The sequence below is a fragment of the Herbaspirillum sp. SJZ099 genome (assembly GCF_007828355.1).
GTDB lineage: Bacteria > Pseudomonadota > Gammaproteobacteria > Burkholderiales > Burkholderiaceae_D > Herbaspirillum.
Genome location: NZ_VIUO01000003.1, coordinates 228,989 through 254,852, shown reverse-complemented (window position 1 = coordinate 254,852; position 25,864 = coordinate 228,989). Strand labels below are relative to the sequence as shown.

The window sequence follows — 25,864 nt, the reverse complement described above, 5'->3', positions numbered from 1 at the left end:
GTTTCCGCCAGTTCCGCCACACCCGCATAAAGATCCATGGTCGATTTCGATACCCTGCCTGCCGACACCCCTTTGCCGCAACGTGCCCTGCACGTGCTGGAGACCGTGTTCGGCTATTCGTCCTTCCGCGGGCACCAGGGCGAGATCGTCCAGCACGTCGCCGGCGGCGGCGATGCGCTGGTCCTGATGCCGACCGGCGGCGGCAAGTCGCTGTGCTACCAGGTGCCGGCCTTGCTGCGCGACGGCGTGGGGGTGGTGGTGTCGCCGCTGATCGCGCTGATGCAGGACCAGGTCGATGCGCTGGACGAAGTCGGCGTGCGCGCCGCCTTCCTCAACTCCACCCAGAGCTTCGACGAGGCGTTGCAGATCGAACGCCGCCTGCGCACCGGCGACCTCGACCTGCTCTACGTCGCGCCGGAACGGCTGATGACGCCGCGCTGCCTGGAACTGCTGCAATCGGCCAATATCTCGCTGTTCGCCATCGACGAGGCGCATTGCGTCTCGCAATGGGGACATGATTTCCGCCCCGAATACATCAAGCTTTCGGTGCTGCATGAGCGCTTTCCGCAGGTGCCGCGCATTGCGCTGACCGCCACCGCGGACGCCCAGACCCGTGAAGAGATCATCCGCCGCCTGCAGCTGGAACAGGCGCGCCAGTTCGTCTCCTCCTTCGACCGTCCCAACATCCGCTACCAGATCGTGGAAAAGGCCAACGGCCGCAAGCAGTTGCTGGACTTCATCAAGAGCGAGCATCCTGAGGACGCCGGGATCGTCTATTGCCTGTCGCGCAAGAAGGTGGAAGAAACCGCCGAATTCCTGCGTAGCGAAGGCCTGAATGCGCTGGCCTACCACGCCGGCATGGACTATGCGCAGCGCACCGCCAACCAGGCGCGCTTCCTGCGCGAGGACAAGATCGTGATGGTCGCCACCATCGCCTTCGGCATGGGCATCGATAAACCGGACGTGCGTTTCGTCTGCCACCTCGACCTGCCCAAGAGCGTCGAAGGCTATTACCAGGAAACCGGCCGCGCCGGCCGCGACGGTTTGCCGGCCGACGCCTGGATGGCCTACGGCCTGCAAGACGTGGTGCAGCAGCGCCGCATGATCGGCGAATCGGAAGCCGACGAAAGCTTCAAGCGGGTGCAGGGCGCCAAGCTCGACGCCATGCTCGGCCTGTGCGAAACCCTGAACTGCCGGCGCGTGCGCCTGCTCAATTACTTCGGCCAGGAAGCCAGTCCCTGCAACAACTGCGACATCTGCATGACGCCGCCGGTATCCTTCGACGCCACGGTCGAAGTGCAGAAGCTGCTCTCCACCGTCTACCGCGTCGAACAGCGCTTCGCGCCCGGCCACGTGATCGAGGTATTGCGCGGCATCGACGGCGAGCGCGTCAAGCAGTGGCGCCATGACCAGCTTTCGGTATTCGGCATCGGCAGCGACCGCGGCGAGGCCGAATGGCGCGCCATCCTGCGCCAGGTGATCGCGCTGGGGCTGCTGACCGTCGACCATGAGAACTACAGCGCGCTCAAGCTCACCGACGCCGCCCGCCCGGTGCTGCGCGGCGAGCAGAAGATACAGCTGCGCCAGTACCAGAAACCCGTCAAGCCCAAACGCGGTTCGCAGCGTTCCAGCTTCGTCGAGACCGACCTGTCGAGCGAGGAACAGGCGCTGTTCGAGAAGCTGCGCTGGTGGCGCGTGGAAACCGCGCGCGAACACAACGTGCCGGCCTACGTCATCTTCCACGACGCCACCATGCGCGAAATCGCCAAGGCGCGCCCGCAATCGCTGGACGACCTGCGCCACGTCAACGGCGTTGGCGAAAAGAAACTGGAAACCTACGGCGCGCAAATCATCTCGCTGATCGCCGGCGTGGAGGAAGAGGCAGGCTGATGCCTGGCCTCACGACGGAGCGAAGCTTGCGCTGAACTTGCTCTTGTCGCCCAGTCTGGTTTAACACGTAAAATTAACGCGCAAAAAAAACGGCATGCTGCAAACAGCATGCCGTTTTTCATGGCAGCGCCGAGGCGCCAGGAAGCCTCAGGCTTTCTTCTCGAATACCAGATCCCACACCCCATGCCCCAGCCGCAAGCCACGGTTCTCGAACTTGGTGGTAGGACGATAATCGGGGCGCGGCGCATAGCCGGACGGATCGGTAGAAGTATTCTTCAGCGTCGGTTCGGCGCCCAGCACTTCCAGCATCTGGATCGCATACTCTTCCCAGTCGGTAGCGCAGTGGAGATAACCGCCAATCGCCAGCCGCGAGCTCAGGAGCTGCACCAGCGGCCCCTGGATCAGGCGGCGCTTGTTGTGGCGCGCCTTGTGCCACGGATCGGGAAAGAACACATGCACCCCGGCCAGCGAACCTGGTGCGATCATATGGTTCAGCACCTCTACCGCATCGTGCTGCATGATGCGCACGTTGGCCAGTTTGCCTTCGTCCACCAGTTTCAGATAACTGCCCACGCCCGGCGTATGCACTTCCACGCCGATGAAATTCTTTTCCGGCATCAGAGCGGCGATCTTGGCGCTGGTCTCGCCCATGCCGAAACCGATCTCAAGCACCGTCGGCGCACTGCGGCCGAACGCGGCATCCAGATCCAGCGTTTCCTTGGCATAAGGCAGCAGGAATTTCGGCCCCAGCTCCTCCAGCGCACGCCCTTGCGCATTGGAAACGCGCCCGGTGCGGGTAACGAAGCTGCGGATGCGGCGCTCGCTGGGATCATAGAAAAGCGGCTTGCCGGATTTGTTCTCAGACATGGAATACTCGTGAATCGGTGAGGCGCGGCCCGGATATCCTGTTCGGAAGATTCCGGCACGAGCCGCATGGAATTGGAGCGGGTGAAGGGGATCGAACCCTCGTCTTAAGCTTGGGAAGCTCCTGCTCTACCATTGAGCTACACCCGCGTTGGGTGGGGATTATACCGGGTTACGGAGGGTCTTTTCCAACGTTGGAAATTGCTGGGGGCGTTACTGGTGCAACTGAGATGTTTGGGCTATCTTTAAAATAACTGCATTTAACGCTTCCAATTTTTTATCGAAAATTACTCTGACACTGCATCAGATAATTCATATGAATTTTTTACCGTGGGATCAGTTTTCTGCATCTCTTCTACTTAATGCCACGTCTATTTACCTCTCTTGAACCATCGATTGAGAATGCCCGACGCGTCTTTATTTTTCTCAAATATTCGTTCGCGCACAAGTTTCCCCGTCTTGTCATGTAAATCAAGATTCAATTCTGTGGACTCGAATATAACTTTCAAATCGATATCGTTTGAGTGACATACTTCAGAGAATTCCTCAATCGCTTGATGATATTTCGGATCGGATACTGCTATAAACCTTACTTCTGCGGCTTCCTTTTGTCTTGCGCGATGCCAGCCAATAACAATTTCTTTGAATACGCGCATTTCCTGCACAAGTTCGTCGGGGTTTTGAAGCTCAATGGAAAGAACAAGGACGAAAAGATCTTTTCCACGGCTGTCTTTTTTACTGAATTCCTTTTGATTCACTTCAATTTTCCCTATCGAGTGGTTTGCTCAGAATATAACTCAAATTGCCACCGGTTAATTTGAAAATGACTTTATTTGAAATAATCTACGTGACAATAAAAGTTAAAGAGCATAAATCCAAACATCTCAGTTGCACCAGTAACGCCCCCAGCAATTTCCAACGTCGGAAATAACCACCCGTAACCCGGTATAATCCGTACCCAACGCGGGTGTAGCTCAATGGTAGAGCAGAAGCTTCCCAAGCTTAAGACGAGGGTTTTTATCACTGCACCCACAAAAGAAAATGAGATTGGTAGACAGGCGTTTCTGACACTCCCTCCGCTGGAAATACTAATAAAAAAACCAGCCACAGAAATCCCGAAACTTATCTTTTTCTAATCATTAGGTTCGGCATCAATCACGAACCTTGCCCCGCATCGACTTGATTTCACCGTGCTGTTTCTTTGTTTGCAGGCGTCTGCGCTGTGAACCACGGGTCGGTCGGGTCGGTCTGCGCATGATCGATACCTGGGTCACGAGCGCCACCATTTCCTGCAAGCGCTGCATGGCGTCCGCCTTGTTCTTTTCCTGGCTGCGGTGCGCCTGGGCCTTGATGATGACCACCCCTTCCTTGCTGATGCGATGGTCCCGCAATGCCAGCAGGCGTTGCTTTACCTCGTCCGGCAAGGACGATGCCCGGATATCGAAACGCAGGTGGATGGCGCTCGATACCTTGTTGACGTTCTGCCCGCCTGCGCCTTGTGCGCGAATGGCGGTCAGTTCGATTTCTTCGTCGGGAATGAAAGAGGGGGAAATGATGGCGGCCTACGATGGCAAAGCATCATTCTAGCGGCTGCGGGAGCGCACGTTGACCTGAGGGCGCAAAAGATTCCATCGCAAGTCAGCCTTGCCTGGCGCTTGCGAAACCGCCATGCCGCCGGCGCGGGAGGCCAGCGGCATGGCGCGGAGATTATCCGAACAGCTTGCCCTTGAGCAAAGCGAGGCCTTGTTCCAGCAGTGCATTGTTGTCGGTGACCTGGCCGTTCGGGCTGAGGTGGTCGATGACTTGCGGCAGCAGTTGCGCCAGCCCGGCCGCGGCATGCTCCGGCGCCACGCCGGCTTGTTGCGCGACTTGCGCCAGCGAATCGTCGCCGAGTGCGCTGGCGATCTGGTCGCCGGAAACCGGCTGGTTCTGGCCTGCGCTCAGCCAGGATGCCACCTGCTCGCCGAGGCCGCCTTGCTGCAACTGGGCCAGCAATCCTTGTACGCCGCCGGCCTGGTTGACCAGCGACATCAGGCCGGACAACAGCGCCGAAGATTGCGTCTGATCCTGGGATTGGGTGCCGAGATTGCCCAGCACCTGCCCTGCGAGTTGATCGAGTAAGCCCATTATTTTCTCCTTCGGATGCGTCGCAACGGGAGCCGTTGCGAGCGGGTTGATAGTGATGAGACATCACAGGCGGGGTGAAGCGAAGGCATGACAAGCCAGTTGGCCGGAAACAAAGACATGAGGCATGAAAACGGCTGGCTCTCGCGCTGATTGTAAGGTGCGGCAAGACATGCCGCCGGTTTTACGATGGCGGTGTGGCGATGGCGCAACGTAGTGCAATTCCCGTCGCGGCAAGGCCTGTTCGCCAATGCCGGCGCTTGCCTTGAGGATGTGTTTATTGTTGAGCTAATCGCACAAAAGGCAGGCTTTTTGTGCGGCGGGCCAAAACCGTGTACAATGCGTCCTGTACTTGCATCAAGTCGTATTCCTTGTTGGTTCAAATTCCGCCTGACTGTTGTTTCCCCTCCGGTCGTTCTGTTTTCTTTCCTTCGGTTTCATTTCTTGGTCTCAAGTGCCTTTCGGGCATGTTAGCCCTATTCAACCAAAGGAAATATCATGAGCACACAAACAGGCGTAGTTAAATGGTTCAACGATGCCAAGGGCTTCGGCTTCATTACTCCCGATGCAGGCGGCGCGGACTTGTTCGCCCACTTCCAGGACATCCAGTCCACCGGCTTCAAGAGCTTGTCCGAGAACCAGCGCGTGTCGTTTGAACGCAGCGTTGGCGCCAAGGGCGAGAAGGCCAGCAACATCAAGGTTATCGCCTGAATTTTATTGCGCTCAAGCCTGAACGCTATCGGATGTCCATACGCAACAGATAGCCAGGCAGGGTAGCAGCCAAGCGTCTTTACTTCCCCCGGTTGACGGATATCCGCAGACCGGCACCTTGCAGATAGCATGGGTCGGTAGATTGAACCGGTGATGTGGCGACGCAAGCGCCTGGGCAAGTCCGGCATCAGCCTGGATTTGCCCAGGACCCGGCCGGCCTTCGCGGCCGCATGCCAGCGTGCAGATAGCACGGGCATGCAGGATGCGAAAGCCGGCCAAGCAAATAGTTTATTAAAGGTCGTTGCCAGGCGCTCAGCCAAGAGCGGGCGCACGGAATCAACGACCGGCTGTATTTGAAATGGCACCGATCGGATGGATCGGGCTGTTTGATCAGGCGGCACCATGCAGATGGCATGGGCTGCGGAAAATCCAGAATTAATCGATGAACGGCCCACTTTTTGGTGGGCTTTTTGCGTTTACGGGCACCGAGGGCGCCGCTGCCGGCCGGGGGCGGTCAGTATTGTCCCGATGACGGTGGCTTCAGGCATTACCGGCGCCGCCGAGCAGCAGGGCGATCCTGCTTCGCAAGTCCGGCAGCAGCTCCGTTTCAAACCACGGATTGCGGCGTACCCATAGCTGGTTGCGCGGGCTCGGATGCGGCAGCACGATGACATCGGGCGAACGATTGCGCCAGTCCAGGACCGCCTCGGTGAGGGAGGGGTAGACCGAAGGGTAATGGTAGGCTAGCGCATATTGGCCGATCACCAAGGTCAGCGCGATGTTGGGCAATTGCGCCAGGAGGGCGGCGCGCCATTTCGGCGCGCACTCGGGGCGGGGAGGCAAGTCCCCGGATTTTCCTGTACCCGGATAACAGAAACCCATCGGCAAGATGGCGACCGCATGCGGATCGTAGAAAGTCGCGCGGTCGATGCCCAGCCAGAGGCGCAGCCTGTCGCCGCTAGCGTCATCGAAAGGAACGCCGGACATGTGCACCTTTTTGCCCGGCGCTTGCCCGGCGATCAGCACGCGCGCCTGCGGATGCGCCTGTATCACGGGGCGCGGGCCGAGCGGAAGGAACGCCGCACAGGTAGTGCATTGCCTTATGTCTGCCAGCAGCGAATTGAATGCGCGAGATGCCATGGGAAAATCATACCAAGAGATCCGCCTGGCCGCCCATGTTCACGTTCAGTGCGGGCCGCCGCACCCGCCGCCGTCGTTCCAGCCGCCGCGCCCGCCATCGGGGCCGCCGCCTCCCGGTCCGCAGAACCACGGCGCACATACGCAGCCGCCCAGGGTTGCCAGCAGCAGCGTCGCTGCGACCGCCGTCGCAAGTTTCTTCATGAAGCCTCCTTGAATCATTCCGGTAAGGCTGCATTGGACACTGCGGGCTTGCTAAGCGCGGTCAGGCATTTGCAACAAATGGTTTCGGGGACGCAGCGCTTCAATCGAAGCCGCGGATGCGATCCTTGTTCAGCCGCGGCAATTCCCAATGGAAGCGGATCGCCAGCAGCCGTACCGCGCAGCCCAGCAGCAACGAGCTCAGGGTGGCGATGTGCGGGGCGATGCCGAGGTGCAGGATGCCGACGTACATGGCGCCGGTCAGCAGTGAGACGCTGGCATAGATTTCACGGCGCAGGACCAGCGGGATCTCGTTGCACAGCACATCGCGCAACAGGCCGCCGAAGACGCCGGTGACCATGCCCAGGAGCACCACGATGGCCGGGTGGAAACTGGAAAAGCCGCGCGCGATATCGCAGCCGATGATAGTGAAGGCGACCAGCCCCAGCGCATCGACCACCAGGAAGGCCGACTTGAAATGATGCAGGGCACGCGCGGCGACGGCCGCCACGACAGCCGCGCAGATGGTGAAGGCCAGGTATTCCGGATGCGCCACCCAGCCCAGCGGATAGTGCCCGATCAGGACATCGCGCACCGTTCCGCCACCCAGCGCCGCCACCGTGCCGATCAGGCAGATGCCGAAGATGTCCATGTCCTTGCGGATGCCCATCAATGCGCCGGAGGCGGCTTCGGCGCAGATGGCGAGCAGGTAGATGTAGTGCAGCAGCATAAAAGGCTTCCCTCATTCTGTGGCCGGGCATGCATCTGGCCGCGGGCCGGTGCCGAATTATAGGGCCGGCGAGGGTGATGCGCCTGTTCCCGTCGCATTGGGAGCAGGCGCCTGGCGCTGATGCCTATGCTTACCAGCTGCTCCTGATGCCCACCAGGAAGCCGAGATTGCTCTGCCGCGAATTGTATTGCACCTGCGCATCCGCGAAGAGCGACAGATGGCTGTTGGCCTGGCCCGACAGCGTCAATCCGCCAATGAGGGCGTCGCGCGGTATTTCTGCGCCATAGGTGGAGAACGTGATGCCGCTGTCCTGGAACTGGCTGGTCATCGGCGCGTTGGCATTGCCGAAATCGTGCGACCAGATCAGGCGCGGCTGCAGCAGGATGTTATCGCCGACGGCCAATACCGCTTTCGTGCCCAGCAGGGTTTTGACGGAATGCTCGCTGCGTGGATTGACTTGCAGGTTCAGCCCCGGCGCGCCGCTTTCGGTGAAGCCGTCGGTCTTGCCATGCGTCCAGGAAAGGCCGGCGAGGGGGCGCAGTATCCAGTTCGACATGGGAATGTCGTAAGTGGTTTCGCCATACAGCGACAGGCTGCGGCTATGGAAGTCGGCAATCGCGGTCTGCTGCAGGCTGCCGAAGGCCATGCGGCGTTCGGTATGGTTGCTGTTACGGGCGATGTTGAACGAGCCGCTGAGGTTCCAGTTGCCGGTGGCGTATCCCGCATAGAGCGCCGCGGCATTGCCGCGCGAGCGTCCGGTCACGGCATCGTCCGTGCTGAGGTCGCTGTTGCCGTGATTGAAGGCGATGCCAACCACCAGATCCGTGGCGACCTGCGCATCGAAGCCGATGCTGGTGCCGCCATCGCGCAGGCGCGAGGCCGCATTCTCGGCATCGCCGCCGGTATTTTGCTGGCTGCCATAGCGGCGCAGCCAGAGGCCGGCCTGATTGCCTTGCCCGTCGGGAACGCCGCCGTTCAGCGAGAATTTCGACTGTTTCTGCAAGGACTGCATCAGGTCATCGACGTTATCGTTGGCGGCTAGCATGATGGGGGCATCCTGTGCAGCGGTGCGATTGCTCCAGGGATTGGACACGATGCTCAGGCGGCCCCGCAACTGGTTGCCGAAACTATTGGAAAACGCCGCACCCGCCTGTTGCGCCGATACCAGGCCGGCGCCGTGAACAACGGCCAATGCGGCGCGTGCTTGTGGAGCGGACAGGCTGTCGATGGTATTGATCGCATCGTGGCTGTCCTGCGATGTGGAATGCGACATCCTGTCCAGGGCCCTGCCTACCGCCATCTGGTTGCGCGTGGCGGCAAGATCGGTGTATTTGACGTGATTGCGCGTGAGCGTCAGCACGACTTGCTTGTCGGTGTAGCTGAGCGTCGGCGTGAGAAAGGCCAGGTTCGAGGTGACATCAGCGAAAGCGCCGTTGCGTGTATCTGCCTGAATGATCGCGTAATTTGTATAGCGGTTATAGCGGCCGCGATCGGCCAGGACTTGTACCGTCCCGCCGTTGATGGCGGCGTTGCCGGCCTTGACCTGATCCATCTGGCCTGAAGCATTGGCTTCTACGCGAAAGCGCGCGCCGGGATCCAGAACGAGGTTGTCGGTCACCGTCAACCGCCCGATCGAATTGCCGGGCGACAGCGTGCCGCCGTTGCCGATGCGCAGATTCTTGAGTGTGCCGTTGCCGCCCAGTGTGCCCGTGTTATTGACCGTGACGTTGGAGGAGAGCGAGCCGTTGACGATCAGGGCGCCGCCATTGACCGTGGTGGCGCCTGCATAGGTGTTGTTGCCGGTCAGTACCAGCGTGCCGTCGCCGCGCTTGATCAGGCCGCCGGGGCCGGCGATGTCGTTCTTCCAAATATCCCATTCGCCGAATCCGGCGATGTCGTATGGGTTGCCCGCTTGCTGATTGACATCCATGTCACGGTAGAAATGGGCAGGGCCGCGATAGGCTCCCGGCATGTTGAGCAGGCCCCAGGTCGAGCCGGGTGTAAGCATGCCGGCTATCGAATCTTGCGGATAGGCGCTGCCGGCGAGAATGTCGCGCCAGTCTTCCTGATTCAGGTAGGGGAAGCGTAGTCGCAGCAGGTAGGGCGCTTGTGCAGGAAGTGCTGAGGGCGCAAGTGGCGTGTTGGACGTGTCGCTTCGAACCCCGTAATAACCGATGCGATCCTGTTGTGCCCGATGTTCGTCGGCCACTGATGTAGGCAGAGCTTCCAGGCAATGGCGCAAGGGTATGCCGCCACAGGCGGTGGCCATGCTCTGGCGAGCCGCTTTTGCTGTGAGAGCGATGTTTGTTGCGATCTCATCGTCGGCCAGCATCTGTGCCGTGAGGTAATACACACCGATGCGCGAGGCAATGGTGTCGGTGGCGAAATGCGCGCCCAGCACGACGCGGCTTTCGCCATATTGTAGCGCTCGGGCATAACTTTCTTCGCCTCTTTCCGGAAATATCATCGCCATTAGAAAGGCATTTTTGTAGCCGTTCCATGTGTGGCCGCTGGGGAAAGAATTTTTTTTATCCTCTTCTATATTCAGATCAGTGTAACCGGGGACGAAGTTGCCATCTGCATCCAACGCATATCTGGGACGTGAGCGTTTTCGAAGATCCTTAAGAATAAAATCCATGGAGCGGACCCTGTTTCTCGCATTCTTGGCGCGGGTCCCATCGTCCAGTATTTTCGCTAAGGACTTGAAGTCACTATTGTCCTTCAGAAGCGAACCCGGGCCTGTACTTGCCATCCCTTTGCCAAGAGCATTTTCCAGAAAAGTCTCGTACTGATGGTTAATATTGCCCTCTCTTTGTTTGGCATCTTGTGTCGCTAAGTCGCGGCGCGGCCCTGCTGGGGTTGATCTGATTTGATGCGTGATCAGCCTATCCATCGTTTCAATGTCTGAACCGGGCTGAGGAAAATGCGTCAGCAGATTGTCACGCAAATGTTCGAACCAGCCCTGGCGCAGGCTATCGGAGATGACTGACGACTGGCCAGAAGCGGTGGATGTTTCGGCCCAGGCGGAATGGGCAGCAAGCAGCCCGAACATGACAAGGGAATATGTCGCTTTCAGTTTTGGTTTCGGTTTCATTGACGGAAGGCTTCACGGATTTGTAGAAAGACCGGCCTGTCCTTCTATCGATGTGCACGCGAATGCGATGCGAACAGGAGGACATCCCGGGGCTTGAGGCGTGAAGAATGCGGACGGCTTATGAACGGAATATGAAAAAAACGGCAACAAGAAAAAGGTTCGTCGGAACCGAAATTTATTCGCTCAACACGTGAACGTTGTTCGTCTTTTTGTTGAGTGCATTTCGACATGGCGCATCGGATGCGCCTGAAATTTTTCTGCGAGGGAGGGCGTCGACCGCGGTGTTTATCGGTGCTTCAACCTGGTATTGAAGTCGCGCATGCGGGCGAAGAGATGGCGGCGTTTGCGCCGGAAGTCAGGAGGGGGCATGCGCACAGAAAACGAATGCAGAGGCTGCGCATGTGGGGACATGGCGACTCAATGAAAAAGGGAGGCCATTGGCCTCCCTTGCATAGCGATATGGCGTATCAAGCAGGGAGCGGCGGCATTGCCCGCTCCCTGTTTGTTCAGGCGCTGGTATCGATGATATTGCCGATCTTCTTGAAGCCTGCGGAGATGTCGTCGCCGACAGTGTTGGCGGCGGACTTCACGGTATCCACCGTGGTGTCGTAGGCATCGCCGATGTCGTCGCCGACTTCCTTGATCACGTTCTTGATCGGTTGGACGACGGTGTTGTAGAAGCTGCTGTTGCCGGAAGAAACGGATGACACGCTCATGATGGACTCCTTGTCGTATGGATGATGCCTGCCGCCGCGGCCGCCATGGCCGCGGCAGGGCATGGCTGCATCATAGCCATGCAAGGTGTCAGCGTGAATGCCGCCACGCCCGCCTTTCGGGTAAAGATGTGCAAGTCAATGTAAAGACCGGCGGCAGCCGGGCCGCCGTCCTTGTGCGCGCTACGGCCGCGCCAGCCGCGGTACGGCCATCGGCAGCGCCGGTACGGAGGTCGTCGCGATCTGGCGTTGCGGCGGCGCGCCGTCGCCGATCTTGAACACGGAAACCGCCTGGCTCAAGCGGTACGCCTGGTCGCGCAGGTTCTCGGCAGCGGCGGCGGCTTGCTCCACCAGCGCGGCGTTTTGCTGCGTGGTTTCATCGATGGAGTTGATCGACTGGTTGAGCTGTTCGATGCCGCCGCTCTGTTCGCGGCTGGCCATGGTGATCTCGTTCATGGTGACCGCCATGCCCTGCACCGCGCTGCGTATTTCATCCATCGCATGCGCCGTTTCGCGCACCAGCAGGTTGCCGCTTTCCACTTTGCTGCCGGAGTCGTCGATCAGGGTCTTGATGTCCTTGGCGGCCGCCGCCGAACGCTGCGCCAGCGTGCGCACTTCTGCCGCCACCACCGCGAAGCCGCGTCCCTGCTCGCCGGCGCGGGCAGCTTCCACCGCCGCATTGAGCGCCAGGATATTGGTCTGGAACGAGATGCCGTCGATCAGGCCGATGATGTCGACGATCTTGTTGGAGGCGGTGCTGATCTCTTCCATCGTCATGCCCATGCGCCGTACCGATTCGCTGCCGCGGTTGGCGATGTCCGAAGCCGATTGCGCCTGGCGGTCGGCATTGGCTGCCGAGTCGGCGTTCTGGCGTACCGTGGCGGCGAACTGTTCGACGCTGGAGGCGGTTTCTTCCAGGCTGGATGCCTGGGATTCGGTACGGCCGGAGAGGTCGAGGTTGCCGCTGGCGATTTCCTGCGTCGAGACCGCGATCGATTCCACATTGCGCCGCACGTCGCCAATGATGGAGCGCAGGTTGACGTTGAGTTGTTGCAGCGCTTGCAGCAGCAGCCCCATGTCGCCGCGCCGGCTGGTGTCGACCTGCAGGTTGAGGTCGCCGCCGGCCAGGCCGTGCACGGTGCTGATGGCTTGTTTCAGCGGCGCCACGATGGCGGCGTGCAGCATGGCCCAGGAGCCCAGCAGCAGCGCGATGCCGGCGATGGTGCCGGCCCATACCGGATAAGGGTTGGCGCCGGCCGTTTGCACGGCATGGCCGGCGATGAGGCCGCCGGCGCCAAACATCAGCGCGAGCACGGCCATGACCAGGCCCAACCTGCGTGCGATGGAGATGTTGCGCAGGTTCAGCAGCCAGCCGGCGAAACCGCCGCGCACGGCGGCGCCGCGCCGGATCCGCAGGCCGCCTGCCTGGCCGGCGCTGAAACGGCGGTAGACGGCGTCGGTCGCCTGCACCTGTTCGCGCGAAGGGCGTGTGCGCACCGACATGTAACCGACCGTCTGGCCGTTTTCGCGCACCGGCGTGACGTTGGCCTGGACCCAGTAGAAGTCGCCGTTCTTGCAGCGGTTCTTGACCAAACCATTCCACGGCAGCCCCGCTTTGATCGTGGCCCACAAGTCGGCGAAGGCCTCGCGCGGCATGTCGGGATGGCGCACGATATTTTGCGGCGCGCCGATCAGCTCCTCTTCGGTGAAGCCGCTGATTTCAATGAAGTAAGGATTGACGTAGGTGATGTTGCCCTGGAGATCGGTCTTGGAGACGATGGATTTGCTGTCTTCCAGCAGACGTTCGACCGTGGTGACCGGCAGGTTCTTGCGCATGCGATTTTCCCCTTGCGTTAGTGCGCCGGGCCCGCGCCGTTGGCTGGGCCGATGCATATAGTTATGGATACGGCGGCACTATCCCCTAATGCCGCTGCCTGGCAAACTCAAACTATCGCTACTGCGTGCGGAACTGGATACGTTGGTAAGGCTTGGAATGGATCACGCCGGCAAGCAACGCGAGGTCGCTTGCCGAGTTGGGCCAGAAGGCCTTTTTTTGATTTGGCGCGAGTCGTCATTGTTGGCAGATTTTCTTCGGTTTTTCAAGCGGTACCGGCCGCCGGCGCGGCGTATTGGCCTGAAAGTTGATCAAACTGCAATGCAATGTGTTGTAAAAATATAAGTGATTAATGGTTACGTATCGCCACGTGGGAAATATGCCGCGCCGCCAGGCGCCTTAAGGTGTTGGCAGTAGCTGGAACACCAAGCCTGGCGGCGCTGCTTCCACCAGCGGCAGTTGGTTGGCGGCCACTTTCGTCATGCGTTGCCGGGATGGCTGAGGGCGCGGCAGGAGAGGGCGTGAAGAGGGTCGCTACATTGGCGATGGTGATAAAGTGAGCGCTTTTCCCATAGCCTTGCGCATTAGCATCCCATGAGCACCCGACAGGAACCCATCTCCGACCTTATCGAACTGCGCGACATCATCCGCCAGTTTTCCGGCGAACGCGACTGGCTGCGTTTCCATACCCCGAAGAACCTTGCCATGGCGTTGTCGGTGGAGGCGGCGGAGCTGATGGAGCATTTCCAGTGGCTGCCCACTGGTGCCGACCATGAGCTCGACGCCGCCGGCCGCGAAGGCATACGGCACGAGATGGCCGATGTGCTGGTCTACCTGATCCAGTTGGCCGACCACACAGGCGTTGACCTGCGCAGCGCGGTGCTGGAGAAGATTGAGCTGAACCGCCGCAAGTATCCGGTCGAGCTGGCGCGCGGCAGTTCACGGAAATATACGGCCTACAGTGCCGACAGCGGCAAGGACGACACGACTAATAACAATGGCGGCGGCAGCGGCGGCTGATGCCGCCATCGTTACCGCTGCCGTCTGATAACGCCAATGCCATCCCCGCAGGGAGTCCCCCTTGAATAATTGGAACGACGGATACGTCTTCGACATCGCCTACACCTACGGTTACTACCCCGGCATGAACCCGGCGCGCCTGCCGCTGGCGTTCGCCTTCCACGGCCTGCGGGCGCCCGTCGTGCAGACGGCTTGCGAACTGGGGTTTGGCCAGGGGGTGTCGACCAATTTCCATGCCGCGGCATCGGGTACGCGCTGGTGGGGCAACGATTTCAATCCAATGCAAGCCGCTTTCGCCCAAGAGCTGGCCGCGGCCAGCGGCAGCGGCGCGCAGCTGGAAGACTCGAGCTTTTCGCACTTCTGCCGCCGCGAGGACCTGCCGGATTTCGATTTCATCGCGCTGCACGGCATCTGGAGCTGGGTCTCGGAAGAAAACCGCGCCATCATCTTCGATTTCATCGACCGCAAGCTCAAGCCCGGCGGCGTGCTTTACATCAGCTACAACACCCAGCCCGGCTGGTCCGCCTTCATGCCGTTGCGCGACCTGATGGTGCAGCATACGCAGCAAGCCGGCAACGACGAACAGGCGCTGCCGACCGAAGCGCGCATCGATGCCGCGCTGGATTTCGCCGCCCGCATGTTCGATGCCGACCCGGTGTACGCCCAGGCCAACCCGTTCATGCGCGACCGCCTGAAGATCCTGCAGCAGCAAGGCCGCGATTACCTGGCGCACGAGTACTTCAACCGCGACTGGCACGCCGAATCCTTCGCCCGGATGCACCAGCGTCTGTCGCAGGCCGGCCTGCAGTTCGCCTGCCCGGCCCACTACGCCGACCATCTCGACATGGCCAACCTGACGCCGGCGCAGCGGCAGTTCATGCAGGGCGTGGATGACGCGGTGATGCAGCAGAGCGTGCGCGACTTCATGGTCAACCAGCAATTCCGGCGCGACTACTGGGTGCGCAGCGGGCAGGTGCTGGACGAGCGCCAGCGGGTGCAGGCGCTGGCGCTGCAAAGCATCGTCTTGCTGACCGAGCCGGACAAGGTGCCGCTGACCATCCAGAACGTGGCCTCCGAGATCACCCTGAACCGGCTGATCTACGAACCCATCCTGCAGGCACTGAGCGACTACCAGCCGCATACGCTGGTCGACCTGGCGGCGTCGCTGGCGCATCGCAACCTGAATTTGTCGCAAGTGCTCGACTCGGCGTTGATGCTGATCGGCACCGGCCATGCCGCGCCGCTGCCGGCCGAACCGGTCGAGCTGGCTGACGATGCGCGCGCGGAGATCGCGCGCCGTACCCGCGCGCTCAATGTGCATTTGCTGAACAAGGCGGCCCAGTCCGCGCCGTCGGCCATCGAAGGCGGCGTCGGCCACCTGTGCAGCCCGGTGACCGGCGGCGGGGTGGCGGTCGACCGCATCGGCCAGCTGTTCCTGCTGGCCTATCTGGAGCATGGCGAGCAGGTGGATGCATGGCCGGCGCTGGCATGGAAGCACATCAGTGCGCAAGGCAAGAAGCTGGTGCGAGAAGGAGTACGGCTTGAAGGCGAGCAGGAAAACCTGGGCGAGCTGGCGACCCAGGCGCAGCTGTTCGCGCGTACCCGCCTGCCGCTGTTGCGCGCGCTGCAGGTCGTGTGACCGGCGCGTGAGCGGCGTGGATAAAGCGTTACACCGGCCGACAGGGGGTTATGCAGGCCAGCCATCTGCCTGAAGCCTGAATGTTGAAAAAGCCGCGCATCGCATGATGCGCGGCTTTTTTTGTCGGCAGGCTCAGAACCTGTTCAGGCTCAGGGCTGTTGCGGCGCCGGCACCAGGTACTTGGACTTGGCGCAATACATCTTGGCGTTGGTGTCGTTGTAGACGATCTTGCTGCCCGCCTGCGAATGGCGTACCGGATAGGCGGAATTGTCTTCCGGCGTGAAGCGTATGCCCACGGTCGAACTGATGGCGTCGGTCAGCCTGACTGGGGTGGCGTTGAAGAAGGCGCCGATGAAGTCGGCCTGGCTGTTGCTGTCGTTGACCAGCAGGTCGGTGACCTGCACCCCCCACAGGTTGACATTGGTGGCCTTGAACCAGTAGGCGCCGCCTTCGGTCTTGTACGGCGGGCCGAAGGCTTCGTAGAGGTAGTCGTAGAAATATTTGCTGTTGAGCTGGTTCAGGCACAGCAGGGCATTGCCGACTTCGATGCCGAAGCTGGGTTGCGGCGCGGCTTGCGCAACCGGGCCCACGCCGGCCGAACAGGCCAGCGCCAGCGCCGGCAGGCTTGCGGCCAGGCGACGTACGATTTTCAAACAAGCTCCCGAGGATGATGCCGGATCGGCTGGTTGTCACTTTGGAACCTGTTTCCGCTCCCGGCAGGGCGCGCGAACAGGTTCCTGACCATCGTGTATGGTCGTGGGAGTCGATTGTAGGTGGCTTTGCCGATTTTTTCCAATCGGCATGATCGGCAACAGGTTCTTGGCGCCTCAGCGTGCGCTTCTGAGCATGCGTTCGCCGCGCGCCGAGGGGCCGGTCGCCGTAGGGTGTCGCTGCGCCAGGCTGCCCAGGCCGTCGAGGAAGGAGGCGATGCCGGTTCCCTTGACCAGCACGCAAGGCTTGCCCAGCTTCTTGCAGGTGCTTTTGACCAGGTGATAGGCGTTGTGGCTGATGTTGCCGGAGGCGCAGATCACGATGTCGGCCGCGGCCAGCATCGGCGCCAGGCGGTGCAGGTTGTCTTCGCGGCCGCCGTCGTGGTGGATGAAGCGCCCGTCGCGCGTTTCGATCTCGGCGCGGTAGTGGTTGCGCGCGCCGGTCAAGCCGCCCACGCACAGCACACAGCGGTCGTCCAGTGAAATGCGCACGGCAGGCTGGGGAGCGAGGGCGGATGGCGCAGGCGCATGGCCTGCCTTGGTGCGGCGGTTCTCTTTTCGCATGGGGTGGCCCGGAAACGATAACGGCTCAAGCCTAACCCTGCGGCTACCCCGGACGAACGAATGAATTTGCATCTGCATATGCGGTTTGCGCCGCCATGCGCCCATGTGCCATACGCCATGCGCCGCGCGCTGCGTTATTGCAGCGTCGAGCCCTGTTCCTTGCGGTCGCGCCGCATGGCGCGCACGAAGTCGGCCAGGCGGCGGCCGTCGCGGTCGGGATAGTGGCCTTGTTCGTTGAGCTGCTGCACACGGTCCAGGCGGAACGAGCGGAAGTCGTTGCGCGCTTCGCACCATGCGGCCAGCAGCCAGCTGCCGCCGAAGAAAGCCAGCGCCAGCGGCCAGACCACCCGCTGGCTGGCGCGTTGCTGGGCGTCCGAATAATCCAGGAGCAGCTTGTGGCGGCTGCTGATGGCCTGGCGTATCCGTTCCAGGCATTCGCCTTGCTGCGGATCCATTTGCGTGTCGGGCGCGAACAGCGGCGTGGCCTCGACGAAGTCGCGCTTGTCGCGCGGCAGCGCCAGCACCACCTTGGCCAGCGCGGAGGCGGCCGAGGCCGACAATTGCGGGCCGCCCCAGGCTTGCACCATGCGCATGCCGATCACCAGCGCATCGATTTCATCGGCATTGAACATCAGCGGCGGCAAGTCGTAACCGGGTTTGATGCGATAGCCGACGCCGGCCTCGCCATCCACCGGCACGCCCGACAGCGAGAGATCGCGAATGTCGCGGTAGACCGTGCGTTCCGAAACCGACAACCATTCGGCCAGCTGGCGCGCGGTGGTGAGCCTGCGCCCGCGCAGGTATTGGGTGATCTGGAACAGTCGGTCGGCTCGGCGCATGGGAGGCAGGGAAAATGCGGTGCGCGCCATTCTGGCACGCACCGGCCAGCTTCGCCACCAGCTTCGATGTTGCTGTGCAATGCGGCCGCGATGGGGCGCGCATATCGTTGTCGTCCGCTTGCGCCGGCGATGCTCAGTTCATCGCGTGCAGTGCGACCCGGTTGCCTTCGGTGTCGATGAACTGGCAGATATATCCCAGCTCCTTGGGCAGTTGGGTTTTCTCCATGGCGATCTTGCCGCCGGCGGCTTCGATGCGGTCGATCACGGCCTGGATCGACGGGCCGGCATCCAGATACACCAGCGTGCCCTGGGACGAAGGCTCGATCCAGTCGCCGCCGGTCAGGCAGCCGATGGACTGGCCGTCATCGCGGATGAAGATCGCCATGGGCGATTCTTCCTCCAGGCTTTCCAGGCGCAGCTTGGTGGCGAACACGGTTTCGTAGAAACGGGCGGCGCGGGTCAGGTCCTTGGTGGCGATTTCGAACCAGTTGACGTTGGTTTGCATGGTGTCTTCCTTTCGTTGTGCATGTGGTTGAGGATGCCGCCGATGGCGGGCGGCATGCGACGCATCATGCAGGCAGGCTCCTGACAGCGTGGTGTCAGGAGCCTGAGAACCTGTTTGTCGAAGAAAGGAAAAGCCGGAGATGAAATTCAGCGGCCGGCGCCGGCCACGGCCGGGGCGCAGTCGGGCCGATCCTGTTCCTGGCGCTCGTACTGTTCGGCATAGCGGCGCGCCAGCACGGCGCACAGCATCAGCTGCATCTGGTGGAACAGCATGATGGGCAAGAGCACGATGGCCGCGCCGCTGCCGGCAAACAGCACCGAGGCGATCGGAATGCCCGAGGCCAGCGACTTCTTGGAGCCGCAGAACACCAGCACGATCTCATCGCCGCGCGGCATCTTCAGGGCCCGCGCGCCATAGGTGGTGATCAGCAGCACCGCGCCCAGCAGCACCGCGTTGACCAGCAGCAGCAGCGCCAGCTGGCCGGGCGGAAACAGGTGCCAGATGCCTTGCGCCACGGCGGCGCTGAAGGCGGCGTAAACCGACAGCAGGATGCCGCCGCGGTCGACCACGTTGACAATCACCTTGTGGCGGTTGATCCAGGCGCCGATCCACGGACGCAGCAGGTTGCCCAGCACGAACGGCAGCAGCAATTGCAGCAGGATGCTGAGCACCTGCGACAAGCCGCTGCCTTCATGGTGGCGATGCAGCAGCAGGGTCACCAGCAGCGGCGTGACCACGATGCCCAGCAGGTTGGACGCGGTGGCGCCGCAGATCGCCGCCGGCACGTTGCCGCGCGCGATCGAGGTGAAGCCGATCGACGATTGGACCGTGGACGACAGGGTGCAGACGAACAGCACCCCCATCCACAATTGCGGCGTCAGCAGGTCCGGCGCCGCGGCTTTCAGCGCCAGCCCCAGCAATGGAAACAGGATGAAGGTCGAGGCCAGCGTCAGCAGGTGCAGCCTGGGTTGCTTGAGGCCGGAGATCGCCGCCTCGCGCGACAGCTTGGCGCCGTGCAGGAAGAACAGCAGCGAGATCGCCACGTTGCTGGCCACATGCATGAAGCCCTCGAAACGGCCGGTGGCCGGCAACAGCGTGGCCAGCAGCACGGTGCCGATGAGCAGTTGGGTGAAGCGGTCGGGGAGGAAGCGTTTCATGGCAATGGACGGGGTTCGGCGGTTTTCCGCCATGATAGGAAATCGTATGGCTATCGGGAACCCCTTTGATCGCGTTGACTGTGATCGGAAAATTCGATGACAATGGCATCTCTTCCAACGTTGCCGATGGCGCCCCATCATGCTCAATCCCGTCTGGCTGCAGACCTTTACCACCTCCGCCGCTTCCCGCAGCTTCACCGAGGCCGGGCGCCAGCTCGGGCTGACGCAATCGAGCGTGAGCGACCATATCCGGCGGCTGGAAGAAAGCGTGGGGCGGCGCCTGTTCGTGCGCGACACCCATTCCCTGGCCCTGACCGCCGATGGCGAGAGCCTGCTGGTGCATGCGCGCCTGATCCTGCAAGCGCATGCCCGGGCCGAGGCCCAGTTCAGCGGCGAGCGCTTGCGCGGCCGGGTGCGCTTCGGCACTTCCGACGACCTTGCCATGGGGCCGCTGCCGGACATGCTGGCGGCTTTTCGCAGCCAGCATCCGGAAGTCGAGCTGGAGATCACCATTGGCCTGACCAGCGAGCTGTATGCCTTGCTCGACCAGGGCAAGCTGGATTTGCTGGTGGGCAAGCGGCGCAGCGGCGAGTCGCGCGGGCACAGCATGTTTTCCACGCCGATGCAGTGGCTCACCCGTCCGGAGACGCAGGTCGACCTGTCGCAGCCGTTGCCGCTGATCCTGTTGCCCGAGCCCAGCATCACCCGTGCCGCCACGCTGCAGGCGCTGGGCAAGTCGGGCCACCATTGGCGCATCGTCTGCACCAGCGGCAGCCATGCCGGTTGCATGGCGGCAGCGCGCGGCGGCCTGGGGCTGTCGGCCTTGCCGCAGCATCTGGCCTCGCGCGACCTCACGGTACCGCTCAACAATGCCAGCCTGCCGCTGCTGCCCGATGTGGAATATGTGGCGCTGACGGCGCGCCGCTTGTCGCGGCCGGCGGATACGCTGTACCAGATCCTGATGTCCAGCCGCCTGAGCCGGGGCTGAATGGCCTGAGGTTGCGCCTGGCGGCGTTGATCGGCGCTTAGTTGGGGCGCTTGGTCGTGGCGCTTAGTCGGCGTCGACCACCAGCGCGGGCCGGTCCAGTGCGCGGATGCGGCGGTCGACGAAGTAGCCGCCGGCTTCGGTATAGCGCAGGTAATGGCGGCCGCACAGCGTACAGCGCGCCACGTTGCAGCGGTTATAGGGAAAGTAGCGCGGCGCCACCGGCGCTTGCGGCCAGTCGTAGCGTGTGCCGTCGGGGTGGTATTCGGCGAAGGTGGGTTCGTCGTAGGGATCGGCGACCAGCGTGCCGATGTCGGCCAGTTGCTGTTCCGGCAGCGCCAGCGGCAGGCTGATCCAGCCGGCGGCGTCGACGCCGCGGCAATTGCATGCCTGGGTCACGGCGGCGGAGATCTGCGCCAATGTGCGCAGCTCGGCCGCGCCGAGCCTGGAGAGGTCTGCCATAGGTAAAAGGATCTTACTTTTTCGGGTTGTAGCGGATATCGCCCTCGAACAGCTGCGCGGTGCCGCCGCCGAGGTCGGACTGCACCGGCCATACCTGGTGCCCGATGCGCAGTTCCGTGCCTTCATAGACCGCCTTGGCGACGACAATCCGGGCATCTTCGGCGGAGACCATGCCTTCCTTCATCTGCGCCACGTCTTCCAGCAGCGTCTTGACTTCGTAAGCCAGCGTCTTGCGCTTCTCGCTGGTCTCGAACAGGATTTCCGGCGTGGCCTTCTCGGGGTTGAGCTTGTAGTAGCCCTGCTGCTTGATGGTACGGTCCAGTTCGGCCACCTTGCGCGCGTATTCCTGTCCCTTGATGGCGATCTTTTCTTCGAGATAGGGATCCAGGCCCACCTGCACGCGGGTCAGGTTGCCGGTGGGGGCGCCGATGACGTTGGCGCGGATCATGTTGGTGGCCTCGACGCGGCCGCCGATGATCTGGCCGGTGCGCGGGTTGCCCTTGCCCACCGTGATCTGGTCGCCGGCCAGCAGTTCGCACTGGCGCGCGTTGCCCAGCACCAGGATGTTTTCGCCGGCTTCGATGTGGGCGCTTTCGGCGAACATCACCTGCACCGAGCCCTTGGCGCTGATGCGCGAGGCGATGGACGTGGTGCCGGCCGAGGCGGCCACGCCTTCGCTGTGGCCGATCACGCCGCCCTTGACGGTGACGTTGCCGCCGGCCACGATCTCGGCCGCTTCCACGGTCCCGTTCACCACCACATCGCCGCCCACATGCAGCTTCATGCCGGTCATGACGTCGCCGGAGACGCGCACCGTGCCTTCGAATGTCAGGTTGCCGGTGGACAGGTCGACGTTCTCGATGTCGATCACCGGATTGACCTTCACGCCGTTCTTGATCACCGTGGGCTGGCCCGGCACGATCGCCACCAGCAGGTTGGGATCGTCCGCGCTCGGTTCGGCGCCGACCGATTCCTTGGCGAACGGGACATCGGCGACCGGACGCGCCGGCACCTTGCCGCCGCGGATGTCGATGCCGTCCTGGCCGGGAACCGGCGGGATGCGGCGCATCAGCGGGTCGCCGGCGGACACCAGCAGCAGGTAACCCATGTCGGCATAGGAGATGACGGCGTCTTCCTCGATTTCGGCCAGCTCTTCCTGTTTTTCTTCCAGCAGGCTTTCGAAGCGCGCCGGTTCGGCCGGCGTGGGCATCAGGCCTTGCGCGATGACCAGCTTGTTGCAGTGGCCGGCGGCGAGGGCGCCGCGCAATTGTTCGTGCAGGATGCCGTAGGTGATGCCGGCGGCGCGGATCGCATTGACCACCTCCACGCTCTTGGCGCGGCCCCCGAACGGAGCCACCAGCGTGAGCGAGGCGCTCATCAGGTCGTCGGCCACCTCAAGTGCGAATTCGCCGTCGCGGCGCTGCGCGATGACCTGGCTTACCGCTTCCGTGGCGCCTTCGGCTTGGCGCACGAAACCGTTGAGGACAGAATCCTGGAAGAACAGCTTGGTCAGCCCATTGTCCGCCATGGCCTGCTTCAGGAAGGCCAGGGTCAGCGGCGGGAAGCCCGCCATCGGGGTGAAGGTTGCGCTCAGTTCGCCGCTGTCCCTGTCGAATGCGAACGACAGCGGTTGCGGAGTTGCTTGTGCCATGCTGTTCCTCGGATGAGTTGCTGCTCTTGGTCTGCCGGAGCGTTTTCGTCGGTTGCCGTGGCCGCGGCGCGATGACTCGCAACCGTTCTCCTTCGATGCGGCAGGAGACTGCCCATCCGGGACGAACCTTGCTGAAATTGATCTTGTACATGCAAGATCGCGCGTTTGGCGGAGCAATCGGCCACGGGCATTCCCTTGCCCGGCGGCTGACATTGTATTGTGGCAAGATGATCCTGCAATTTGATCGATAGCACAAGTTTTGCCGGTATTTGCGGATATTTAAAGCTCGTCCCAGGGTATATAGTTGACGATATGTTAAGCGCCGAAAAAGAAAACGCGCCCGACGCCGAGGCCCGCTACCGCGCCGGCAGGGTCAGCACGATGGTCAGCATCGTAGTCAACGTCGGCCTGACCGCGCTGCAGATCGCCGCGGGGATCCTGTCCGGTTCGCAAGCCCTGGTCGCCGACGGCGTGCATTCGCTGTCGGACCTGGTCTCCGATTTCGTGGTGCTGTTCGCCGCGCACCACAGCCGCAAGGAGGCCGACGCCGACCACCAGTACGGCCACCAGCGTTACGAGAATGCCGCTTCGCTGGCGCTGGGCAGCTTGCTGCTGGCGGTGGGCACCGGCATGCTGGTATCGGCCGCGCACAAGATCCAGGATTACGGCCATACGCCGCCGGTGCACAGCGCCGCGTTGTGGGTGGCGTTGGCGGCGCTGCTGGCCAAGGAATTGCTGTTTCGCTACATGCTCCGGGTGGCCGAGCGGGTACGCTCGGGCATGCTGGTGGCCAATGCCTGGCATGCGCGCTCGGACGCCGCTTCTTCGCTGGTGGTGGCGCTCGGCATCGGCGGCAGCCTGCTCGGCTTCACCTTGCTCGATCCGGTGGCGGCCGCGGTGGTCGGCTTGCTGGTGGTGCGCATGGGCTGGCGTTTTTTCTGGGCGGCGTTGAACGACCTGATGGATCGCGCCGTCTCCGAGGAACAATCGCAGGCCATCCGCCGCACCCTGGAAGGAACGCCAGGCGTGCAGGGTTTGCACGACCTGCGCACACGCAAGATGGGCGACCTGACCCTGGTTGACGTCCACCTGGAAATCGATGGCGCGCTGACCGTGGCGCAAGGCCACGCCATCGCCGCGCTGGCGCGCCAGCGCGTGCTGGATGCGCACCATGTTCTGGACGTGATGACCCACGTCGACCCGGTGGTGGTTGAGGCGCATCCGGCGCGGGCCGCATCGTGAACTTCCCCGCTCTTGTCCTTCTCGCATTCGCCATGTCGACCGATGCCTTTGCCGCGGCCATCGGCAAGGGCGCAGCCATGCGCCAGCCGAAATTCCTGCAGGCCCTGCGCATCGGCTTGCTGTTTGGCGTCATCGAAGCCATCACCCCGCTGATCGGCTGGCTCGCCGGTTCGGTCGCCACCCAATGGGTGGCGCAATGGGATCACTGGATCGCCTTCGTCCTGCTGCTGGTGCTGGGCGCGAGCATGATCCGCGAAGGCCGCAGCGGCGGCGATGAAGCGGCCCGGCCCGAACCGAGGAACCAGTCGGTGCCGATGGTGGCGCTGACCGCCGTGGCGACCAGCATTGATGCGATGGCGGTGGGCGTGGGCCTGGCTTTCGTCGACGTCAGTATCGTCGAAGCCGCGTTGCTGATCGGATTGGCCACCACCATCATGGTGACCATCGGCGTGATGCTGGGGCGCCTGCTGGGCAGCGTGGTCGGCAAGCGCGCCGAGATCGTCGGCGGCGTGGTGCTGATCGGCGTGGGCGCGGCGATCCTGTACGAACATTTCGGCGCCTGAGGCCATTGCTGCCGCGGCGGCGCACCGCGCCATGACAATGCCGGCGCCGGGCTAGCCGGGTTTGCGATAGTGGCTGGCCACCCAGCGTCCGGCGCTGTCTGCGTTCAGTTTGTAGTTGGGGGCGACCTGCACCCTGGCCAGCATTTCGCCCATCTCATCCCAGGCCGTCAGGTCGGCGTAGGGAAAGTCGTCGTCGGGCACGATATCCAGGGTCACCTTGACCGAAGCGCCGTCATCGCCATCGACGGTGACGTGCTTGTGCAATTGCGCATGCAATTGCTGCTCGCTGCGGCGGCGGAATTCCGATGCGGTTTTCACCAGCGTATTGAACGCGGACTTGTCCAGCGGCTTGGGATTCTTCTTGTCGCGGCCCATGGTCCAGGGGCCGATCAGCGTCGGTTCGCGTTCCCCGTCGCGCGTCATCTCGACGGCCCAGCCGTCGTCATCGTCATTCTTGATGATGCGGGCGGTCCAGCCGTCTTCACGCCACAGGCGCGCTTCATTGATGACGTCCAGGTCGGGGGCGGAATCGTCGGCGGAGGCGGTGGCGTCGAAGTCGGACATGCGGGAAAGGAAAGAGGTTGAAAAGGCCCGCCATGATAATGGAATGGCGGCGGGGATGCTGGCAGCAATGCAGGCAGCGCACATGCGCATGGCGTTGCAATGAAGGCCGCCACGGCCGCCGGCACGCTATGCTACGATGCCCCGAACAATCATTTGAATGGCAACGCACATGGCGCAATACGGCGCAGCTTATCGCGGCAGGCACATCACGGTCGACTACCAGGAAGACGCGCGCAGCGGCGATGTGCGCTGCGTGGTCAAGGTCGGCGATGTGGCCTACCCGAATATCCGCGGCAATCCTTTCCGCTCGGCCGCTGCGGCGCAGGCGACCGGCGCCGCGTTCGCACGCGCCGTGATCGACGCCGAGCTCGACGGCGACGCGGTAGAGCATCGCGGCTACTTCATCCGCGTCAGCAGCATTGAACAGCGCGACGGCAGTTGGGTCGGCAGCTACCAATTCCACCGCAACGACAACCCGGTGCCGTTTCGCCGCGTCAGCTGCGACGGCTTTCGCGGCAATTCCCCGGTGGAGGCCGAAGAGTACGCGATCGGGATGGCGCAGCAGGCGATGGATGCCGATATCGCCGCGGGAAAACTCTGAAGTCTTTGCCGATGCGCCGGCGTCCAGCCGGTCCGGCATGCCCCTGAAAAGGAAAAAGCCCCGA

General features: G+C 62.3%; 26 protein-coding genes and 1 tRNA gene. 8 read left to right on the top strand and 19 right to left on the bottom strand.

All coding sequences use genetic code 11. The annotated features are described in order from the left end of the window. The first annotated feature begins 36 nt into the window (after nucleotides 1-36). Nucleotides 37-1,890, top strand: coding sequence for a DNA helicase RecQ (recQ, locus tag FB597_RS09035; RefSeq protein WP_141914514.1), 1,854 nt, complete (start codon nucleotides 37-39; stop codon nucleotides 1,888-1,890). A gap of 147 nt (nucleotides 1,891-2,037) precedes the next feature. Here the strand turns inward: recQ and trmB are convergent, their stop codons facing one another. The 5 genes from trmB to FB597_RS09005 all read right to left on the bottom strand — a co-directional run bounded on the left by trmB (nucleotide 2,038) and on the right by FB597_RS09005 (nucleotide 4,881). Next, the gene (gene trmB / locus FB597_RS09030; protein ID WP_141914513.1) at nucleotides 2,038-2,757 is read right to left on the bottom strand and encodes a tRNA (guanosine(46)-N7)-methyltransferase TrmB; all 720 of its coding nucleotides are present in this window, start codon (nucleotides 2,755-2,757) and stop codon (nucleotides 2,038-2,040) included. Nucleotides 2,758-2,830: 73 nt separating this feature from the next. Further along, nucleotides 2,831-2,904: transfer RNA gene (locus tag FB597_RS09025), tRNA-Gly, on the bottom strand. A 221-nt stretch (nucleotides 2,905-3,125) separates the two neighbouring features. After that, the gene (locus FB597_RS09020) at nucleotides 3,126-3,512 is read right to left on the bottom strand and encodes a hypothetical protein (protein ID WP_144769309.1); all 387 of its coding nucleotides are present in this window, start codon (nucleotides 3,510-3,512) and stop codon (nucleotides 3,126-3,128) included. Nucleotides 3,513-3,905: 393 nt separating this feature from the next. Further along, entirely contained in the window at nucleotides 3,906-4,310 is a 405-nt protein-coding gene (arfB, locus tag FB597_RS09010) for an alternative ribosome rescue aminoacyl-tRNA hydrolase ArfB (RefSeq protein WP_141914511.1), read from the bottom strand. A 151-nt stretch (nucleotides 4,311-4,461) separates the two neighbouring features. Further along, nucleotides 4,462-4,881, bottom strand: coding sequence for a YidB family protein (locus FB597_RS09005; protein WP_144769307.1), 420 nt, complete (start codon nucleotides 4,879-4,881; stop codon nucleotides 4,462-4,464). A gap of 495 nt (nucleotides 4,882-5,376) precedes the next feature. Between FB597_RS09005 and FB597_RS09000 the strand changes: the two genes are divergently transcribed. Further along, nucleotides 5,377-5,589 (top strand): cold-shock protein, encoded by a 213-nt coding sequence (locus tag FB597_RS09000; protein ID WP_141914509.1) that lies wholly within the window; start codon nucleotides 5,377-5,379, stop codon nucleotides 5,587-5,589. 540 nt (nucleotides 5,590-6,129) lie between these two features. On the opposite strand, the gene FB597_RS08995 is transcribed toward FB597_RS09000, so the two are convergent. From FB597_RS08995 to FB597_RS08975, 6 genes are all read right to left on the bottom strand, one after another. Beyond that, complete coding sequence (locus tag FB597_RS08995) at nucleotides 6,130-6,729, bottom strand: uracil-DNA glycosylase family protein (protein ID WP_144769305.1); 600 nt, start codon at nucleotides 6,727-6,729, stop codon at nucleotides 6,130-6,132. A 45-nt stretch (nucleotides 6,730-6,774) separates the two neighbouring features. Further along, on the bottom strand, nucleotides 6,775-6,930 hold the full coding sequence (locus FB597_RS20225) for a hypothetical protein (RefSeq protein WP_186442759.1): 156 nt from the start codon (nucleotides 6,928-6,930) through the stop codon (nucleotides 6,775-6,777). A 100-nt stretch (nucleotides 6,931-7,030) separates the two neighbouring features. Then, on the bottom strand, nucleotides 7,031-7,657 hold the full coding sequence (locus FB597_RS08990) for a trimeric intracellular cation channel family protein (protein WP_144769304.1): 627 nt from the start codon (nucleotides 7,655-7,657) through the stop codon (nucleotides 7,031-7,033). A gap of 130 nt (nucleotides 7,658-7,787) precedes the next feature. After that, entirely contained in the window at nucleotides 7,788-10,751 is a 2,964-nt protein-coding gene (locus FB597_RS08985; RefSeq protein ID WP_144769302.1) for an autotransporter domain-containing protein, read from the bottom strand. A gap of 506 nt (nucleotides 10,752-11,257) precedes the next feature. Next, nucleotides 11,258-11,467 (bottom strand): protamine P1 domain containing protein, encoded by a 210-nt coding sequence (locus FB597_RS08980; protein ID WP_141914505.1) that lies wholly within the window; start codon nucleotides 11,465-11,467, stop codon nucleotides 11,258-11,260. Between the two features lie 180 nt (nucleotides 11,468-11,647). Further along, nucleotides 11,648-13,300, bottom strand: a complete 1,653-nt coding sequence (locus tag FB597_RS08975) for a PAS domain-containing methyl-accepting chemotaxis protein (RefSeq protein ID WP_144769300.1) — start codon at nucleotides 13,298-13,300, stop codon at nucleotides 11,648-11,650. A gap of 592 nt (nucleotides 13,301-13,892) precedes the next feature. Here FB597_RS08975 and FB597_RS08970 point away from each other — a divergent pair. Both FB597_RS08970 and FB597_RS08965 read left to right on the top strand, forming a co-directional pair. After that, entirely contained in the window at nucleotides 13,893-14,318 is a 426-nt protein-coding gene (locus FB597_RS08970) for a nucleotide pyrophosphohydrolase (RefSeq protein WP_144769298.1), read from the top strand. Between the two features lie 61 nt (nucleotides 14,319-14,379). Next, nucleotides 14,380-15,957: a methyltransferase regulatory domain-containing protein gene (locus FB597_RS08965; RefSeq protein WP_144769296.1), complete on the top strand. Its 1,578-nt coding sequence runs from the start codon at nucleotides 14,380-14,382 to the stop codon at nucleotides 15,955-15,957. A gap of 149 nt (nucleotides 15,958-16,106) precedes the next feature. Here the strand turns inward: FB597_RS08965 and FB597_RS08960 are convergent, their stop codons facing one another. From FB597_RS08960 to FB597_RS08940, 5 genes are all read right to left on the bottom strand, one after another. Continuing rightward, complete coding sequence (locus FB597_RS08960; protein ID WP_141914501.1) at nucleotides 16,107-16,610, bottom strand: hypothetical protein; 504 nt, start codon at nucleotides 16,608-16,610, stop codon at nucleotides 16,107-16,109. A gap of 174 nt (nucleotides 16,611-16,784) precedes the next feature. Next, a complete protein-coding gene (locus tag FB597_RS08955) occupies nucleotides 16,785-17,231 on the bottom strand; it encodes a DUF2325 domain-containing protein (RefSeq protein ID WP_255517121.1) in 447 nt (148 codons plus the stop codon). A gap of 134 nt (nucleotides 17,232-17,365) precedes the next feature. Then, entirely contained in the window at nucleotides 17,366-18,070 is a 705-nt protein-coding gene (locus FB597_RS08950) for a YafY family protein (protein WP_141914500.1), read from the bottom strand. Nucleotides 18,071-18,203: 133 nt separating this feature from the next. Beyond that, on the bottom strand, nucleotides 18,204-18,575 hold the full coding sequence (locus tag FB597_RS08945; protein WP_141914499.1) for a VOC family protein: 372 nt from the start codon (nucleotides 18,573-18,575) through the stop codon (nucleotides 18,204-18,206). A 146-nt stretch (nucleotides 18,576-18,721) separates the two neighbouring features. Next, nucleotides 18,722-19,732, bottom strand: a complete 1,011-nt coding sequence (locus tag FB597_RS08940; RefSeq protein WP_144769294.1) for a bile acid:sodium symporter family protein — start codon at nucleotides 19,730-19,732, stop codon at nucleotides 18,722-18,724. A 139-nt stretch (nucleotides 19,733-19,871) separates the two neighbouring features. Between FB597_RS08940 and FB597_RS08935 the strand changes: the two genes are divergently transcribed. Next, nucleotides 19,872-20,720, top strand: a complete 849-nt coding sequence (locus FB597_RS08935; protein ID WP_144769292.1) for a LysR family transcriptional regulator — start codon at nucleotides 19,872-19,874, stop codon at nucleotides 20,718-20,720. A 63-nt stretch (nucleotides 20,721-20,783) separates the two neighbouring features. Here the strand turns inward: FB597_RS08935 and FB597_RS08930 are convergent, their stop codons facing one another. Continuing rightward, nucleotides 20,784-21,179 carry a hypothetical protein gene (locus FB597_RS08930; RefSeq protein WP_144769290.1) on the bottom strand — a complete coding sequence of 132 codons (396 nt, stop codon included), beginning with the start codon at nucleotides 21,177-21,179 and terminating at the stop codon, nucleotides 20,784-20,786. Nucleotides 21,180-21,192: 13 nt separating this feature from the next. Further along, nucleotides 21,193-22,830 (bottom strand): DUF342 domain-containing protein, encoded by a 1,638-nt coding sequence (locus tag FB597_RS08925; protein WP_144769288.1) that lies wholly within the window; start codon nucleotides 22,828-22,830, stop codon nucleotides 21,193-21,195. 312 nt (nucleotides 22,831-23,142) lie between these two features. On the opposite strand from FB597_RS08925, the gene FB597_RS08920 reads away from it, so the two are divergent. Both FB597_RS08920 and mntP read left to right on the top strand, forming a co-directional pair. Further along, on the top strand, nucleotides 23,143-24,072 hold the full coding sequence (locus tag FB597_RS08920) for a cation diffusion facilitator family transporter (protein ID WP_144769286.1): 930 nt from the start codon (nucleotides 23,143-23,145) through the stop codon (nucleotides 24,070-24,072). Then, on the top strand, nucleotides 24,069-24,635 hold the full coding sequence (gene mntP, locus FB597_RS08915; RefSeq protein WP_144769284.1) for a manganese efflux pump MntP: 567 nt from the start codon (nucleotides 24,069-24,071) through the stop codon (nucleotides 24,633-24,635). The genes FB597_RS08920 and mntP overlap by 4 nt, the downstream gene beginning before the upstream one ends. A gap of 51 nt (nucleotides 24,636-24,686) precedes the next feature. Here mntP and FB597_RS08910 read toward each other — a convergent pair whose 3' ends face one another. Continuing rightward, nucleotides 24,687-25,199 carry a hypothetical protein gene (locus FB597_RS08910; protein WP_144769281.1) on the bottom strand — a complete coding sequence of 171 codons (513 nt, stop codon included), beginning with the start codon at nucleotides 25,197-25,199 and terminating at the stop codon, nucleotides 24,687-24,689. A gap of 157 nt (nucleotides 25,200-25,356) precedes the next feature. On the opposite strand from FB597_RS08910, the gene FB597_RS08905 reads away from it, so the two are divergent. Then, the gene (locus tag FB597_RS08905; RefSeq protein ID WP_255517120.1) at nucleotides 25,357-25,800 is read left to right on the top strand and encodes a hypothetical protein; all 444 of its coding nucleotides are present in this window, start codon (nucleotides 25,357-25,359) and stop codon (nucleotides 25,798-25,800) included. The last annotated feature ends 64 nt before the right edge of the window (nucleotides 25,801-25,864 follow it).

Coding starts and splice junctions, on each gene's coding strand:
- FB597_RS08920 (WP_144769286.1), top strand. CDS start 23,143: ATGTTAAGCGCCGAAAAAGAAAACGCGCCCGACGCCGAGGCCCGCTAC.
- FB597_RS08985 (WP_144769302.1), bottom strand. CDS start 10,751: ATGAAACCGAAACCAAAACTGAAAGCGACATATTCCCTTGTCATGTTC.
- FB597_RS08970 (WP_144769298.1), top strand. CDS start 13,893: ATGAGCACCCGACAGGAACCCATCTCCGACCTTATCGAACTGCGCGAC.
- FB597_RS08935 (WP_144769292.1), top strand. CDS start 19,872: ATGCTCAATCCCGTCTGGCTGCAGACCTTTACCACCTCCGCCGCTTCC.
- FB597_RS08975 (WP_144769300.1), bottom strand. CDS start 13,300: ATGCGCAAGAACCTGCCGGTCACCACGGTCGAACGTCTGCTGGAAGAC.
- trmB (WP_141914513.1), bottom strand. CDS start 2,757: ATGTCTGAGAACAAATCCGGCAAGCCGCTTTTCTATGATCCCAGCGAG.
- FB597_RS08905 (WP_255517120.1), top strand. CDS start 25,357: ATGGCAACGCACATGGCGCAATACGGCGCAGCTTATCGCGGCAGGCAC.
- FB597_RS08930 (WP_144769290.1), bottom strand. CDS start 21,179: ATGGCAGACCTCTCCAGGCTCGGCGCGGCCGAGCTGCGCACATTGGCG.
- FB597_RS20225 (WP_186442759.1), bottom strand. CDS start 6,930: ATGAAGAAACTTGCGACGGCGGTCGCAGCGACGCTGCTGCTGGCAACC.
- FB597_RS08955 (WP_255517121.1), bottom strand. CDS start 17,231: ATGCGAAAAGAGAACCGCCGCACCAAGGCAGGCCATGCGCCTGCGCCA.
- FB597_RS08980 (WP_141914505.1), bottom strand. CDS start 11,467: ATGAGCGTGTCATCCGTTTCTTCCGGCAACAGCAGCTTCTACAACACC.
- FB597_RS08950 (WP_141914500.1), bottom strand. CDS start 18,070: ATGCGCCGAGCCGACCGACTGTTCCAGATCACCCAATACCTGCGCGGG.
- FB597_RS09005 (WP_144769307.1), bottom strand. CDS start 4,881: ATGGGCTTACTCGATCAACTCGCAGGGCAGGTGCTGGGCAATCTCGGC.
- FB597_RS08945 (WP_141914499.1), bottom strand. CDS start 18,575: ATGCAAACCAACGTCAACTGGTTCGAAATCGCCACCAAGGACCTGACC.
- FB597_RS08990 (WP_144769304.1), bottom strand. CDS start 7,657: ATGCTGCTGCACTACATCTACCTGCTCGCCATCTGCGCCGAAGCCGCC.
- FB597_RS08925 (WP_144769288.1), bottom strand. CDS start 22,830: ATGGCACAAGCAACTCCGCAACCGCTGTCGTTCGCATTCGACAGGGAC.
- FB597_RS09000 (WP_141914509.1), top strand. CDS start 5,377: ATGAGCACACAAACAGGCGTAGTTAAATGGTTCAACGATGCCAAGGGC.
- FB597_RS08940 (WP_144769294.1), bottom strand. CDS start 19,732: ATGAAACGCTTCCTCCCCGACCGCTTCACCCAACTGCTCATCGGCACC.
- recQ (WP_141914514.1), top strand. CDS start 37: ATGGTCGATTTCGATACCCTGCCTGCCGACACCCCTTTGCCGCAACGT.
- FB597_RS08910 (WP_144769281.1), bottom strand. CDS start 25,199: ATGTCCGACTTCGACGCCACCGCCTCCGCCGACGATTCCGCCCCCGAC.
- FB597_RS08995 (WP_144769305.1), bottom strand. CDS start 6,729: ATGGCATCTCGCGCATTCAATTCGCTGCTGGCAGACATAAGGCAATGC.